The sequence below is a fragment of the Streptomyces sp. NPDC030838 genome (assembly GCF_055572035.1).
In genome coordinates this window covers 26156-40434 of the sequence record NZ_JBVIED010000018.1, presented here as the reverse complement: position 1 = coordinate 40434, position 14279 = coordinate 26156, and the positions used below count along the sequence as shown (strand labels likewise).

Sequence of the window (14279 nt, the reverse complement as noted above, 5' to 3'; positions counted from 1 at the left end):
AGCCGCATATGGATACAGCCCCGCGCCCCTAAAGGGCGTTGCCGTGCGCCGCCGTCATGAGGGACTGCCAGTCGGGGAGTTTGACCACGCCGCGCCCGAGCGAGGCCCCCAGCTCCGCCTCCGCGCGCTCGATCGCCCGCCAGCCCTCCCACTCCACCGGCTGGACGCCCTCGGCGCGCAGCGCGGGCAGCGGATCATCCGGCACCTCACGGCGGACCAGCAGGGGGGCGTCCTCCAGCAGCGACGTCACCGTCTCCTTGGCGCACGGGCGGTTGGTGCCGATGACGCCCGTCGGGCCCCGCTTGATCCAGCCGGCGACGTACTCGCCCGGCGCGACGATCCCGCCGCGCAGCACCCGCCCGGCCTGATGCGGCACCGTGCCGCTGTCGGCGTCGAACGGCAGCCCCTCCAGCGGCAGTCCGCGATAGCCGACCGAGCGCAGCACCACCTGCGCCTCGACCACCTGGAACTCGCCCGTGCCCGTCACCCCGCCCCGCCCGTCCGGCACCGTCCGCTCGAACCGCACCGCGCCCACGCGCCCCTCCTCGGCGAGCAGTTCGACGGGGCGCAGGAAGAACCGCAGCCGGATCCGGCGCGGCGCGCCCCGCGGCACCTGGTCCGCCCAGCCGCGCAGCACCTCCACGTTGCGGCGCTGCGGCGCGGGCAGCGCCGACGGGTCGGCGTAGGCCGGGTCCAGCGCCAGCTCGGCCGGGTCGACGGTCACGTCGGCCTCCGGAAGCGCGCCCAGTTCGCGCAGCTCCTTGGTGGTGAACCGGGCCTGGGACGGTCCGCGCCGCCCGACCATCTGGATCTCGGTGACCCGGCTCGCCGCGAGCGCGCGCAGCGCGGCGTCCGGCATGTCGGTGGGGCTCAGCTCGGCCGCGCCGCGCGCCAGGATCCGGGTGACGTCCACCGCGACGTTCCCGACCCCGATGACCACGGCCGACCGGGCGTCCCGCACGAATCCGTCGTCGACGGCGTCCGGGTGGGCGCTGTACCAGGACACGAACTGTGTCGCCGACCAGCTGCCCGGCAGATCCTCGCCGGGGATCCCCAGCCGCCGGTCGGTGGCGGCGCCCACGCAGTACACCACCGCGTGGTACAGCTCCCGCAGCCGCTCGGCCGGCACCCCGCCGGCGCCGACCTGGACGCCGCCCAGGAACCGCACCCGGTCGTGCTCCAGCACCGTGCGCAGATTGTTCTGGAGCGACTTGATCTTCTCGTGGTCCGGCGCCACGCCGTACCGCACGAGGCCGTACGGGCACGGCAGCCGGTCGAGCACGTCGACCCGGGCCAGCGGTTCCTGCTGGACGAGGGTCTGGGCGGAGTAGACCCCGCTGGGCCCGGAGCCCACGACGGCGATACGCAGCACGGCGGAACTCCCTTGTCCCGTGTTCGCTGGTCGCTTCCAGCATCGCACCGCCGGGGCTGCGCTGACAGGGTGCCGTACCGGGGAGCGGCGCGTGTCCGTTCGTATGGAGTGTGATCATGCGGTTACGTTCCGTGTGTGCTTGAAGCATCCTTTCTTGATCTTTCCGACCGTCGGCCGGAGGACGGCGCGGTGTCCGTGTGGCCCGCGTGGGAGGTGCGGGAGGAGGGCGGCTCGACCGCCTGGTTCCAGGTGCGGCTGGCCTTCGCCGACGGTGCCGAGGTGGAGGCGCTGGCCGTGGCCGCGGACGGGAACGTCTCCCTGGAGGACGTCCGGGCCCGCCCCGCGCTCTCCCTCGACGATCTGGCGGTGCTCGCCGACTGGATCGAGGGGCCGCTGTCCGAGGCCTGCGGAATCGCGACCGAGGCCGTCGGCAAGCGCCGGACCGTGACCGAGGCCGTCGACGAGTTCCGGGCCGTGACCGAGGCCGTCGACGAGTGCCGGGTCGCGACCGAGGCCGTCGACGAGTGCCGGGTCGCGACCGAGCCCGCCGACACGTGCCGGACCGTGACCCAGGCCGCCGACAAGCGCCGGGTCCCGACCGGCGCCGTGGACGACTGCCCGGTCGCGTCCGAGGCCGCCGCCCAGGAAGACGGCTGCGACGCGGACGACGACTGCGCGGAGGCAGGCGAGGGCGCGGGGCCGCGCCGGGCCCGGCCGCCGTGGCCGCGCGGCATCGAGGGGCGGCGGCTGGTCGCGCGGCAGTACCGGGCCGCCCAGGAGGAAGGCGTCGACCCGGTGCTCGCGGTGATGTGCGCGACGGGGCACAGCCGCCGCAAGTCCCTCAGGCTGATCGCCCAGGCGCGTGACGACGGCTTCCTGACGCCGCGTCACGCCCGGCGCGGCTGAGGGAGGGGCGGAGCGGCGACGGCCGAGGGACGTCAGAGCATCCGCCGCATCCGCGTGATCTCGCTGGTCTGCTGCGCGATCACATCGTCCGCCATCTCCTCGATCTTCACGTTGTTCCCTTGGGACTTGGCGTCCGTGGCCATCGTGATCGCCCCCTCGTGATGGGTGATCATCAGCGTCAGGAACAGCTCGTCGAAGGCCTTCCCGCGCGCCGCGCGCAGATTCCTCAACTGCGCCTCGGTCGCCATCCCCGGCATGGCGTGGTGCTCATGCCCCTCGTCCGCCTCCTTCTTGCCGTGCTCCTTCAGCCAGGCCTTCATCACGCCGATCTCGGGCCCCTGGGCCGCCGCGATGCGTTCGGCCAGCTTCTTCACCTGCGTCGACTCGGCGCGGTCCGGGGCGAGTTCGGTCATCTCCAGGGCCTGCGTGTGATGCAGGATCATCATCCGGGCGTAGTCGACGTCCGCCGAGTTGGGTGTGTCGTCGTCGGCGCGCTGCTGAGCCGCCTCCTCCGCGGACAGCGTCCGGTTCGCCTCCCCGGGCTCGCCCGGGACGAGCACCGAGGGGCCGCTCGCCCGGTCCGGTTCGGGTGTCGACTGCGCGTCGCAGGCGCCGAGTCCGAGTACGGCCAGAGCGGTCAGCGGGACCGTGACACGCAACGTGCGGCGGAAGAGCACGACGACCTCCTGTGACGGGCGGGATGCGGGGCACCTCGTGAGTGCCGGAGACCGTCTTAACACGCCGGTGAGCAGTGTTCGTTGAAAACATTCATTACATCTCTGTTGCCCCCTGTTGATTTGTGCATGATGAAGACGATACTTCGGGGGTCCGTGAACCGTTCCCTTGCGAACGGAACAAGGGAGGATGCAGTGACCCTGTTGAGTAATCCCCGAACACGGCGCAGACGCCTGGGAATCGCCACGGCTGCCGCCGGGCTCCTGGCCGCGCTGATCACCGCACAGCCCGCGGTCGCCACCCCCGACCCGGGGGACTCGCCGGCCGCCGAGAAGCGGGTGTCGGAGAGCACCCGCGAAGAAGTGAAGGAGGCGGTGGAGAACGGGGAGATACCCGCCCAGGACCAGATCGTCCACTCCGCCAACATCCAGCACCTGACGAACATCCCCAAGGACGTGCTGCCGGGCACCAACTCGGACCTGGCCTTCCAGGGCAAGTACGCCTTCGCGGGCAACTACGACGGCTTCCGCATCTTCGACATCAGCGACCCGAAGGCCCCGCAGACCGTCGCCCAGGTGCTGTGTCCCGGCTCGCAGAACGACATCTCCGTCTCGGGCGACCTGCTGTTCCTGTCCACCGACTCCTCGCGCAGCGACAGCAGTTGCAACAGCACCACCCAGCCGGCGACCGAGAAGTCCTCGTGGGAGGGCATGAAGGTCTTCGACATCAGCGACAAGCGGAACCCGAAGTACGTCGCCGCCGTCGAGACCGCCTGCGGCTCGCACACCCACACGCTGGTGCCCGAGCGCCGCAACGTCTACATCTACGTCTCCTCGTACTCGCCGAACGCCGCGTACCCCGACTGCCGGCCACCGCACGACGGCATCTCGGTCATCAAGGTGCCGCGCAACGCCCCCGAGAAGGCGGCGGTCGTGGGCTTCCCGGTGCTGTTCCCCGGTGAGGGCCCCGACGGCGGCGGCAACCCGGGCGGGCCGACCAACCCCGGCGTCTCCAAGACCACCGGCTGCCACGACATCACCGTGCTGCCGTCCAAGGACCTGGCGGCGGGCGCGTGCATGGGTGACGGCATCCTGTTCTCCATCGAGGACCCGGAGCACCCGAAGGTCCTCGACCAGGTGCAGGACAACGTCAACTTCGCGTTCTGGCACTCGGCGACCTTCAACCAGAAGGCCAACAAGGTCGTCTTCACGGACGAGTTGGGCGGCGGCGGCGCGGCCACCTGCAACGCGGCCATCGGCCCGAACCGCGGCGCGGACGGCATCTACGACATCGTCGGCAAGGGCGACCACCGCAAGCTGGTCTTCCGCAGCTACTACAAGATCCCCCGGCACCAGGCCGACACCGAGAACTGCGTGGCCCACAACGGCTCGCTGATCCCGGTCAAGGGCAAGGACCTCATGGTCCAGGCCTGGTACCAGGGCGGCGTCTCCGTCTGGGACTTCACCGACTCGTCCAAGCCGAAGGAGATCGCCTACTTCGAGCGCGGCCCGATCAGCACCGAGCGCCTGACGAGCGGCGGCTCCTGGTCGGCGTACTACTACAACGGCCACATCTACTCGAACGACATGGCGAAGGGCTTCGACGTCCTGAGGATCGACGACCGGCTCACGGATCCCGCCAAGCGGGTGCGGATGAGCGAGCTGAACGTCCAGACGCAGCCGGACTACTTCGACTGATCGACGGCCGGGGACTCCGTCGCGAAGAACCGTGACAGATCCCGCTCACACTCCCCGCCGGGCGCCACGGTGTCCGGCGGGGAGCCCATGTCCCAGTCGAGACCGTAGCGCCGGAACAGCTCGGCGCGCAGCGGGGAGATCGGCATCCCCACGTTCGGCAGCACCATCGCGTAGACGGCGCCCATGAGCTGGGCCCGCAGCATCGGGTAGTCGGTGCCGGCGTCCCGTGAGCCGTGCCGGGCCACGGTGTCGCGCAGCAGTTCCGCGAGCCGCTGCTGCTCCGGGCACTGCACGAAGCCCTCCGCCTGCAACAGGCCCGCCATGTGCTGACGCATCAGCACCGTACGGTCGCGGGCCAGGCCGAGGATCGCGTCGATGGCCCGCGCCATCCGCTCCCGGCCGTCCTCGGTACGCGGTTCGCGTTCCAGCGCCTCTTCCAGCGTGCGGTGCATCAGCCGGTGCACGGCCGACTGCACCAGCTGGCGCTTGCCGGGGAAGTAGTACGACACCAGTCCGCGCGCCGAGCCCGCCCGGTCCGCGATGTCTCCCAAGGTCGTGGCGTCGTACCCGCGTTCGTTGACGAGTTCGACCGCCGCCTGAAGCAGGCGTTCCCGGGAACGACGCCGCAACTCTTCATTGACCGCGGCGCTTCGAGGGGACATCCTGTAACTCCTGCGTTGACTGGCTGCCAGCCAACTATACTCAGCGCATCCTGACCGGCCCGTGCCCGGGCCTGGTCGGGAGTGCCGACCGCCTCGGGCGACGCGGGGGATCGTCCGAGGCGGTCGGCGGCTGTCAGGGGATCAGGTCGAGGACCGGGCGCAGTCCGTCGGGGCGCCGGTCGACCGGCAGGTGGTCCACGAAGTGCACGGCACAGCCCAGGGCGGCGGCACCGCCGTCCGCGCGGCGGTCGTCGCCCACCATCAGCACCGTGCGCGGGTCGACGTCGAGGGCCGTACAGGCGACCTGGAACAGCCGCGGGTCCGGCTTGCGGACGCCGTGCTCGTACGACAGGACGTACGTGTCGACGAACCGGTCCAGTCCATGTGCGCGGAAGACGGGGCGCAGGTCCCAGCCGATGTTGCTGACCACCCCGACGGCGACGCCGCGTTCGCGCAGACCGGCCAGCACCTCGACGGCGTCCGGGTACGGCGTCCAGGCGGCCGGGCTCATATGACGGTCGTACAGCGCGTCGTGCAAGTCCTCGTCCGGCAGCGGCACTTGGCGGGAGAGGCCGGTGTAGGCGGCCCGGTGCCCCTCGGAGCTCTCGTCACGGACCTCCCACAACTCGGCGATCTCCGCGGGCAGTCGCCGCGGATTCGCCCCACCCGGCAGCGCCCCCGCCGCCTCCAACGCCCGCGCCACCTCGGCCAGTTCGGGCTCGGGCAGCGCGATGTCCCGCTCGGCCAGCACGGCACGCAGCCAGGACTCGGTGGACTCGATACGGAAGAGGGTCCCGGAGAAGTCGAAGAGTACGGCGGTCATGCGGTGATCCTACGGAGCCACGTTCCAGTGCGGGGGCAGGTCCTCGTCGCAGAAGACGCAGACCAAATGGGCCTCACGCACCACGTTGAGCTCCCGGCAGCCAACGCAGCGCCGGAACACGAGTTCCTGCGTGAAGCCTTCGGGACGGCCGACGCCGGCCCGGTCCAGGGCGGCGGCCACGGCGGCCCACGAGTCGAGGTCGGGGCAGTAGCCGGTCGACTGGTTGCTCACCTCGGACACGGTCCAGCGTCCCGCCGCGCGGCTGAAGGAGATCTCGCCCGCCGCGAGGACGTCTCCGCCGCCGGCGCAGGCGACGTGCTCGCTGCGGCGCGGGGCGAGGCGCAGCAGAGCGTCCGGCGTGACGACGAAGGTGAACGGCTCCGCCTGCTCCGCGCCCGCGCGTTCGACCGCCCAGGCGTCGAGGTCGGCGGCGGTGCGGAGCACGTGGCCCGTCGTGCCCGGGGGGACCGCGCGGTGCAGGTCCTCCGGGCCGACGTAGCGGTACCGCCGTGCCGGCGTACTCATGGTCGCAGTCGCTGGTGTACGGCGACCGCCAGGGCGGCCACCGTCGCGCCGAGCAGCCAGCCGCCGAGGACGTCGGTCGGCCAGTGGACGCCCAGCCAGATCCGGGTCAGGCCGACGCCGGCCACCGAGACGGCCACCACGGCGACCGCCGTACGCCACAGGGTGCGGCCGGCGCCGTGGCGGTGCAGGAGCCAGAGGAAGAGGCCCAGCACGAGGGTCGCGCTCATGGCGTGACCGGAGGGGAAGGCGGCGTAGTGGGCGGAGTCGACCGGGTCGGGCCAGACCGGCCGGGCGCGGCCCACCGCGGCCTTCAGGGACTGCTGGAGCGCGGTGCCGAGCGCCACCGTGACCGCCAGCCACACGGCCGTCCACCGGTCTCTGGCCCGCCACACCAGCCACACCACGGCGACCCCGCACAGGATCCGCATGGTGTTCGGATCCCAGACCCAGTCCGTCAGGATCCGGCAGGCATGAGTGAGTCCCGGCTCGTCGACCGCCCAGCGGTGGGTGGTGCGGGCGACATCGCCGTCGAAGGAGAGCAACGGCCGCCACTCGGCGGCGACGAGGACGAGGAGTAACACCGAACACAGCGCCAGACCGGAACCGGCGCGCACGGCGCGGCGCTGCCGCGGAGGACGGGGCGGGGCGTCGACGGAGCGGGTGTGCATGGTGCGATCCTCGCGGACGGGCGGGGCGGGCGGTCAAACCGGGGGGTACGAGGCCGGGCTTGGGCGCGTCCGCCCGGACCTCCGCGGCAGGGCCCGCCGTACGCCCTCCGTGCGCCTATCCCAGCGCCCGCAGCCCGGGGACGAACGCCACCAGCACCGGAACCACCGGTACCAGCGCCGCCGTCGCGGTCAGCCCCAGTCTCCGGGCCGCGGTGAGGCGGTCCGGGGGAGTGAGCAGGCGGTGCACCCGCTGCGGGACGTACGCCTGCGGGGCCGGGCCGGGCCCGAAGACGCCCCGGTCCTCGTTGAGTTCCACCAGCGCCAGCGCGGTCGTCAGCCGGCCGAAGCGCCGCGAGGCCATGTCGTCGGCGGCGAGCTCCACCAGCCGGTGCATCTCGTCCCGGAACGCCGCGAACACCGGCACCTGCGGAAACCCGCCTGCCAACGCGCCCGAGCAGTGCAGCAGCCAGTCGTGCCGCGCCCGCGCGTGGCCCTGCTCATGGGCGAGTACGGCATCCAGCCGACGCCCTTTCAGCCGGCGCAGCGCGGCGGTGGTGACGACGAGCCGGGGTGCCGTGCCCGGCAGCCACCAGGCGTCCGGCCGCTCGCCCTCCAGCACCACGAGCCGTCCCTCCCCGGCCTCCTCGCCGGGCAACAGCGGGGCCCGCAGGAGGAGTTCGGCGCGCCGGTGCCGACGCCGGGCGCGAGCCCGTACCACCTCGCGGACCAGCATGGCCGCGGTCCACACCCCGCCGAGAGCGAGCGTCACCGCGGTCGTCGCCGCCCAGGGGCCGGCCGCGCCGAGGGCGTAGGCCTCCACGACGGCGTGCGGCGCCGGTGCGAACACATGCCCGCGCACCGCCTGCCAGGCGGCCGCCGCGCTGAGGGTCATCGACAGCGCGCAGCACAGCAGCACCGCAGCCACCACGCACTGCCACACCCACAGGGCGACCACCGGTTCACGGTCCGGCCAGTCGGCCCGGGCGAGCAGCCGGGGGGCCGCCACGGCGGTCAGGGCGCCGAGCAGCAGCAGTGCCGCGGGGACCATCATGGGGTCAACCCTATGAGCGACGGCTACTCGGCGGTACGGCCCGGTGCCGCAAAGTGACGCAGACCACGACGGATTTCGTCGCGCGGCCCGCCCACGAGGCGGTCCTCACATCGGCATCAGCATCGCGACCATCGCGATCCCCATCGACAGCCGGCACGCCCGCGCCAGCTCCGGCCGGTCGCCCCAGCCCACGGCCGCGCGGGGCGCGCCCGCCGGCACGGGGACGGGGATCAGCCGGGCGCCGGTCAGCAGCACGTACCCGGTGAAGTAGAGCAGCAGGGCGCCCGTCACCAGCGGAACGCCGGAGCCGCCGCCCCCGTGGTGGCCCCCCGGGGCGACCGCCATGTAGACCATGGCCGCGGCTCCCACCAGATGGTGCAGATGGTGGGCGCTGCGCCGCGCCGCCCACAGGGCGTGCAGCACGGCCGCGCCGAACACCGCCGCGTAGACGGGTCCGGCCCACCCCGGCGGGGTGAACGCCGCCGACGGCACCGCCATCGAGGCCATGCCGAACCCCATCAGCGCCTCGGCACCCGCGGCCCGGCGCTGTTCCTCCACCGCGCTGCGCATCCTCAGCAGGCAGTACGCCCCGGTCGCCGCGCACAGCGCGACCAGCAGCCAGCCGGGCGAAGCCGGTCCGTGCACAGGCACCTCCCCGCTCGACGTCGGTCCACGGGAAGCGATGCCCGGGCCGTGCGGCGCGCATGCGAGCGCAAGGGTGTACACGGGGAGCGTTCGGCGGAGCGCGGGGAGCAGCTGATCACGGCCACTGAAGTTTATTCACAAGTAAAACACCTGCTAAATTTGTGAGTATGCCCGTCTGTCCCCTCCCGCTCGTCGCCGCCCTGCGCCTCGGCCGCCCGTCCGAGATCTGGTTCAAGCCCGCGCTCAGCGTCGTCGTCTCGATCGCGCCGCCCAACCTGACCCTGCTGGCGCTCGGCCGCCTCGACCTGGCCATGTACACGATGGCCGGGTCCCTCTGCGCGCTCTACGCCCACAACCGCCCGTACGCCGCCCGCGCCCGCGTCCTGGCCCTGGTGGTGCTCGGCATGCTGGGCGGCCTCGCGGTGTCCCTGGTCGCGGCCTCGCTCACCGGGAACGCGGCCGTGCTCGTCACCGTCGGCGCGCTGCTCGCCGCCGCGCAGAAGGCGCTCTGCGACGCCACCCGCCTCGGGCCGCCCGGCAACGTGGTGCTCACCTTCGTCAGCTCCGCCGCCCTGTTCGCCCCGCAGAGCCTCGGCCAGGTCCCCGGCCATCTGGCACTGGGCCTCGCGGCGGGCGGCTGGGCCTGGCTGGTGTGCATGGCGCCCGGGCTGCTGCGCCCGCACGGCCCCGAGCGCCGCGCCACCGCCCAGGCCCTGAACGCCGCCGCCGCGTACGCCGCCACCCGCGGCACCGGCGCCGGGCACGCCCGCGCCCGTACGGCCGCCACCGCCGCCGTCCTCGCCGCCCGGCAGGCCCTGCTCGCCGGCGGCGCCCGCTCGGCGTCCGCCCGCCCCGCTCTCGCGCACCTCCTCGTCCGCGCCGAGATCGCCCTCGCCGCCCCCGCCGACGCGGACCCGGAGCGGCTGCGCACCTGGGCCCGCTCGCTGCGCGGCACCGGCCCCATCCCGCACGACGGCGAGCCGGCGGCCCCCGAGCCGGACGCGGACGAGGGCCGCGCCGAACGGCTGTGGCACCGGCTGGTCCCGCTCGCGCCCATCGCCGCCCGCACCGCCCTCGGCTGCGCCCTCGCCGGATACGCCTCCCTCGCGCTCGGCATCGGCCGCCCCTACTGGGCCCTGGTCACCGCCGCCGCCCTCTACCAGGCCAACCTCGCCCTCACCTGGAGCCGGAGCGTGCAGCGGGTCGTCGGGAATCTGGCCGGCGTCCTCGTCTTCGCCGCCGTCGCCCCGCTCGCCCACCTCGGCCAGGCCGCGCTCGTGCTGTGCTGTCTCGCCTTCAGCTTCGGTGCCGAGGCGCTGATCAGCCGCAACTACTGGCTCGGCAGCGTCTGCGTGACCCCGATGGCGCTGCTCATCACCGAGTTCACCGGCTACCAGGACCCCGGCGACCTGGTCACCGAGCGGATCGTGGACACCCTCGTCGGCGCGCTGGTCGGCCTCGCCGCCGCCGTCGCGGTCACCAACCGCCGCGCGGGCGCCCGCCTCGGGCACGCCCTCGCCGCCGCCGAACGCGCCCGCGAGCGCGCCGCCCGGCTCCTCGCCGAACCGCACCCCGCCCCCGGCGCCCTGGAGGCCGCCCGCCGCGCCCTCGCCGCCGCCCTGGTCGAGCTGCGCGCCACGGCCGACGCCGCGTCCGGCGAATGGTGGCAGCGCACCCCGCCCCAGAACCGGGTCGACCGCGCCGAACAGGCCGGACACCGTACGCTCGCCGAGACGGTACGCCGCCGGGGCGTGATCCTGGAGGGGCGAGCGGACGACACCACGGAGGATGTACGGCCATGACGGCGACGAACGGGCGGCCGGATGCCGGAGAGGGCCGCGAGGCCGTGCGGGCCGACACCGTGTCCGCCGTCGTACGGCAGTGGCGGGCCGTCCACCCCGACCTCGACACCGGACCCATGGAGATCGTCGGCCGGGTCAACCGCTGCGCCGCCCTGCTCCAGCAGGCCGAGGACGCCCCGCTGCGCCGGGCCGGGCTCAGCCGTCCCGAGTTCGACCTGCTCGGCGCGCTGCGCCGCACCGGTCACGAGCTGACCCCCGGCGAACTGGCCCGGGAGACCTTCTCCTCGGGCGCCGCCGTCACCAAACGGCTGAAGCAGCTCACCGAGCGCGGACTGGTCGAGCGGCGCGGCGACACCCGCGACCGCCGGGTGGCCCACCTGCGGCTCACGGACGCCGGACGCGAGCTGGTCGACGCGCTCCTGCCCGACCAGCTGGCCTACGAGAGCACCGTCCTGTCCGGCCTCGGCACCACCGAGCAGGGCGAACTGGCCGCGCTGCTCGGCGACCTGCTCGCCCAGCTGGAGGGGCGCCTGGGCGGGTTGCGGACCTGAACCCGCCCGGCGCTCACCTCAGAGGACGTCGTGGGCGGTGCGCCGGTAGGTGGAGCGGCGCTCGTCGATCTCCGCCCACCGGTCGCCGTAGACGGTCCGGGTGACCTGCGGCTCCCGGAGGAAGTCGTGCGGGAAGCCCAGCGGTACGGCGCTCACCTCGTCGAGGCGGGCGACGGCGTCCGCGTCGAGCCGGACGTCGACCGCGCCCAGGTTGTCGGCCAGCTGGCTCTCCTTGCTCGCCGCGACGATCGGCACCACGTTCCCGGGCCGGCCCAGCAGCCAGGCCAGCGCCACCTGCGCCGGGCTCCAGCCGCCCTGCTCGGCGATCTCCACGACGGCGCGGACGACGGCCTCCTCCCGCGCGTCGGCCGTACCGCCCGATGCGCCGAGCCGGCCCGGCTCGCCCCGTAGGTACTTCCCGGTGAGCTTCCCGGCCGCCAGCGGCGCCCACGCCAGCACGGCCTGGTCGAACGCCCGCGCCTGCGGCAGCAGTTCCCGCTCCGGGGTGCGCTCCAGCAGGTTGTAGCGCAGCTGGGAGCCCGCGAACGCCGTCCAGCCGCGCAGCTCGGCCAGCGTGCTCGCCTGCGCGATCTCCCAGGCCGGCCAGTCGGAGACGCCGATGTACAGCACCTTCCCGGTCCGTACCAGGTCGTCGAGGGCGCGCATCACCTCCTCGACGGGGGTGAAGTTGTCGCGGGCGTGCACCCACAGCACGTCCAGTCGGTCGGTGCGCAGCCGCTCCAGGCTCGCCTCCACCGACTGCACCAGGTTCTTGCGGTGGTTGCCGGCGGCGTTGACGTCGCCCTCGCGGATCCCGCACGTGTACTTGCTGGCCAGCACGAACTCGTCGCGCCGCCCCTCCAGCACCTGGCCCAGGATCCGCTCCGAGGCGCCGCCGGTGTAGATGTTCGCGGTGTCGACGAAGTTGCCGCCGGCGTCCGCGTAGGCGTCGACGATCCGGGCGCTGGTGTCCTTGTCCGAGCCGTATGCGAGCCCGTCGCCCATGACCATGGCGCCCAGGCTCAGCTCGCTCACCCGCAGACCGGTCCTGCCGAACAGTGTGTACCGCACGTCGCTTTCCCCTTCGAGCCGTTCGTGCGGTCGACGCTAGGGGCTGGAGCGCACTCCAGCGCAAGCCCCGCCGCTCACCACCCGTGGGCGGCCCGGTACACGCCGAACACCGCAGCCTGCGGATCCCGCAGCACCGCGATCCGCGGACCCTCGGGTACCGAGGTGGGCTCCATGAGCACCGTGCCGCCCGCCTCGGTCGCGGTCGCGGCGGTGATGTCGACGTCGGCGACGGCGAAGTACGGCAGCCAGTGCGGGGGCACCTCGTGCGGGAACCTGTCGTCCATGGTGATCATGCCGCCGAAGTCGGCGTCGTCCACGCCCCACCGCGGATAGCGCTGCGAGGGGCGCACGGTCCAGCCGAGAACCGTGGTGTAGAAGCGCTCCGCCCGTGCGGGATCGCGGGTCAGCAGCTCCACCCAGCCGAGCGAGCCGGGCGCGTTGAACACCCCGGCGCCGCGGAAGTCCCGCGCCTGCCACAGCTGGAAGGCGGCCCCACCCGGATCGAGGGCCACCACGAAACGGCCCAGGTCGAACACGTCCATGGGCCCGACCAGCACCTTCCCGCCGGCCTCCTCGATCAGCCGGGCGGTGGCGTCCGCGTCGGCCACGGCGAACGACACGTTCCACGCCACCGGCTGCCCCTCCTGGTACCGCGGGGTCAGCGCCGCGACCGGCGCGTCGCCGAGGTGGGCGATGCTGTAGCCGCCCGCCTCCTGGCGCGGGTCCGTCTCACACCGCCAGCCGAACAGCCGCTCGTAGAACCGCTTGGCCGCCGCCAGGTCGCTGGTCCCCAGCTCCGTCCAGCAGGGCCCGCCGGTCACCGGCGCGTCGAGCTTCATGGCGTTCCCTCCGCAGGCGGGCAAGGACGTCGGGACGCCGAGGCGCCCCACCGTCCAGCACGCTAGCCGCGGGCCCGTCCGACGGCCATCCGGCTCAGCCGTTCAGGATGCCGGTCGCGCTGGTGACGGGGAGCGTGTCCGTGGCCTGCGGAACCGTTACGCGTACCGGCTTTCCGAGGTCCGACAGGGTCATGGTCGTCGTCACGCGCGCACCGGACATGTCCACGCTCATGCGCGTCTGCACCAGCCGCCCCTCGCCGTCGACCCACGCGTCGGCGAAGACCGGGAGGTCGCTGCCCAGCATGTCGCGGGCCTGGTCCATCTTCACGCTCACGTCCGGGGCCATGCGCAGGGTGACGGTCTCGTGGTCGAGGATGCCGCGGTAGCGCACGGCGCGGACACCGTGGACGGTCTCCTCGCCCTCCCGGGACGTCTCACGCATCGCGGCGATCTGCTGGAGGACGTGCTCGGGGTCGTTGAGCGGGGCCCGCAGCAGGTAGTGGACCTCCGCCTCGTCCCGGGGCATGACTCCCCAGGCGTCCTCGTCGATGCCCGCGACACCGCTGACGTAGATCTTGCCGCCCGCGAACACCTCGTCGCTGTGGTCGATGGCACCGCCCGGGAGGTCGACCCCGAGGTGCCCCTTGTCCGCCGCGAAGTCGAAGGCGCCCGTCACGGTGAGGCCGTACTCCTCGCCCCCGCCCGCCAGCACGATCTTCTGGTGGAACCGGGCGCTGTCCTCGCGGAGGCCCTTGACGGCCGCCCGCACGGTGGAGCCGGGGTCGGACGAGGGCGACGCGGCCGCCGGCTTGTCGCGCTTTCCGGCCTCGCGGTTCCCGGCATCGCGGTTTCCGGTATCGGCCGTGGAACAGCCGGCGCACAGCAGCGCGGCGGCAGCGGTCAGCACGAGAGGACGGCGCATGGGATTCTCCGAGGGTCCAGGGCGAGCACTCGGCCACTGCGGCACCGCCTCGCGCCGGGATCCTACCGGT

At 73.3% G+C, this 14279-nt stretch carries 15 protein-coding genes; 4 read left to right on the top strand and 11 right to left on the bottom strand.

Annotation, left to right across the window (positions count from 1 at the left end):
* Positions 1–28: 28 nt before the first annotated feature.
* Positions 29–1372 carry an FAD-dependent oxidoreductase gene (locus ACZ42A_RS34485; RefSeq protein WP_468531264.1) on the bottom strand — a complete coding sequence of 448 codons (1344 nt, stop codon included), beginning with the start codon at positions 1370–1372 and terminating at the stop codon, positions 29–31.
* Between the two features lie 135 nt (positions 1373–1507).
* On the opposite strand from ACZ42A_RS34485, the gene ACZ42A_RS34480 reads away from it, so the two are divergent.
* Positions 1508–2278: a DUF6214 family protein gene (locus ACZ42A_RS34480; RefSeq protein ID WP_468531263.1), complete on the top strand. Its 771-nt coding sequence runs from the start codon at positions 1508–1510 to the stop codon at positions 2276–2278.
* Positions 2279–2310: 32 nt separating this feature from the next.
* On the opposite strand, the gene ACZ42A_RS34475 is transcribed toward ACZ42A_RS34480, so the two are convergent.
* On the bottom strand, positions 2311–2955 hold the full coding sequence (locus ACZ42A_RS34475) for a DUF305 domain-containing protein (protein ID WP_468531262.1): 645 nt from the start codon (positions 2953–2955) through the stop codon (positions 2311–2313).
* A 192-nt stretch (positions 2956–3147) separates the two neighbouring features.
* Between ACZ42A_RS34475 and ACZ42A_RS34470 the strand changes: the two genes are divergently transcribed.
* Positions 3148–4650, top strand: coding sequence for an LVIVD repeat-containing protein (locus tag ACZ42A_RS34470; protein ID WP_468531261.1), 1503 nt, complete (start codon positions 3148–3150; stop codon positions 4648–4650).
* On the opposite strand, the gene ACZ42A_RS34465 is transcribed toward ACZ42A_RS34470, so the two are convergent.
* From ACZ42A_RS34465 to ACZ42A_RS34440, 6 genes are all read right to left on the bottom strand, one after another.
* Complete coding sequence (locus tag ACZ42A_RS34465) at positions 4638–5312, bottom strand: TetR/AcrR family transcriptional regulator (RefSeq protein ID WP_468531260.1); 675 nt, start codon at positions 5310–5312, stop codon at positions 4638–4640. The genes ACZ42A_RS34470 and ACZ42A_RS34465 overlap by 13 nt on opposite strands.
* Positions 5313–5445: 133 nt before the next feature.
* The gene (locus tag ACZ42A_RS34460) at positions 5446–6135 is read right to left on the bottom strand and encodes an HAD family hydrolase (protein ID WP_468531259.1); all 690 of its coding nucleotides are present in this window, start codon (positions 6133–6135) and stop codon (positions 5446–5448) included.
* A 9-nt stretch (positions 6136–6144) separates the two neighbouring features.
* On the bottom strand, positions 6145–6660 hold the full coding sequence (locus ACZ42A_RS34455) for a hypothetical protein (protein WP_468531258.1): 516 nt from the start codon (positions 6658–6660) through the stop codon (positions 6145–6147).
* Entirely contained in the window at positions 6657–7328 is a 672-nt protein-coding gene (locus tag ACZ42A_RS34450; protein WP_468531257.1) for a phosphatase PAP2 family protein, read from the bottom strand. The genes ACZ42A_RS34455 and ACZ42A_RS34450 overlap by 4 nt, the downstream gene beginning before the upstream one ends.
* 115 nt (positions 7329–7443) lie before the next feature.
* The gene (locus ACZ42A_RS34445) at positions 7444–8379 is read right to left on the bottom strand and encodes a M56 family metallopeptidase (RefSeq protein WP_468531256.1); all 936 of its coding nucleotides are present in this window, start codon (positions 8377–8379) and stop codon (positions 7444–7446) included.
* A gap of 105 nt (positions 8380–8484) precedes the next feature.
* Entirely contained in the window at positions 8485–9024 is a 540-nt protein-coding gene (locus ACZ42A_RS34440) for a DUF5134 domain-containing protein (RefSeq protein ID WP_468531255.1), read from the bottom strand.
* Positions 9025–9191: 167 nt separating this feature from the next.
* Here ACZ42A_RS34440 and ACZ42A_RS34435 point away from each other — a divergent pair, with 167 nt between their 5' ends.
* Both ACZ42A_RS34435 and ACZ42A_RS34430 read left to right on the top strand, forming a co-directional pair.
* Complete coding sequence (locus ACZ42A_RS34435) at positions 9192–10826, top strand: FUSC family protein (RefSeq protein WP_468531254.1); 1635 nt, start codon at positions 9192–9194, stop codon at positions 10824–10826.
* Positions 10823–11377 (top strand): MarR family winged helix-turn-helix transcriptional regulator, encoded by a 555-nt coding sequence (locus ACZ42A_RS34430; protein ID WP_468531253.1) that lies wholly within the window; start codon positions 10823–10825, stop codon positions 11375–11377. Before ACZ42A_RS34435 ends, ACZ42A_RS34430 begins: the two co-directional genes overlap by 4 nt.
* 18 nt (positions 11378–11395) lie before the next feature.
* On the opposite strand, the gene ACZ42A_RS34425 is transcribed toward ACZ42A_RS34430, so the two are convergent.
* From ACZ42A_RS34425 to ACZ42A_RS34415, 3 genes are all read right to left on the bottom strand, one after another.
* Positions 11396–12448, bottom strand: coding sequence for an aldo/keto reductase (locus ACZ42A_RS34425; protein ID WP_468531252.1), 1053 nt, complete (start codon positions 12446–12448; stop codon positions 11396–11398).
* A 74-nt stretch (positions 12449–12522) separates the two neighbouring features.
* Positions 12523–13287, bottom strand: a complete 765-nt coding sequence (locus ACZ42A_RS34420; RefSeq protein ID WP_468531251.1) for a VOC family protein — start codon at positions 13285–13287, stop codon at positions 12523–12525.
* Positions 13288–13381: 94 nt separating this feature from the next.
* Positions 13382–14209: a LolA-like protein gene (locus ACZ42A_RS34415; RefSeq protein ID WP_468531250.1), complete on the bottom strand. Its 828-nt coding sequence runs from the start codon at positions 14207–14209 to the stop codon at positions 13382–13384.
* Positions 14210–14279: the final 70 nt, after the last annotated feature.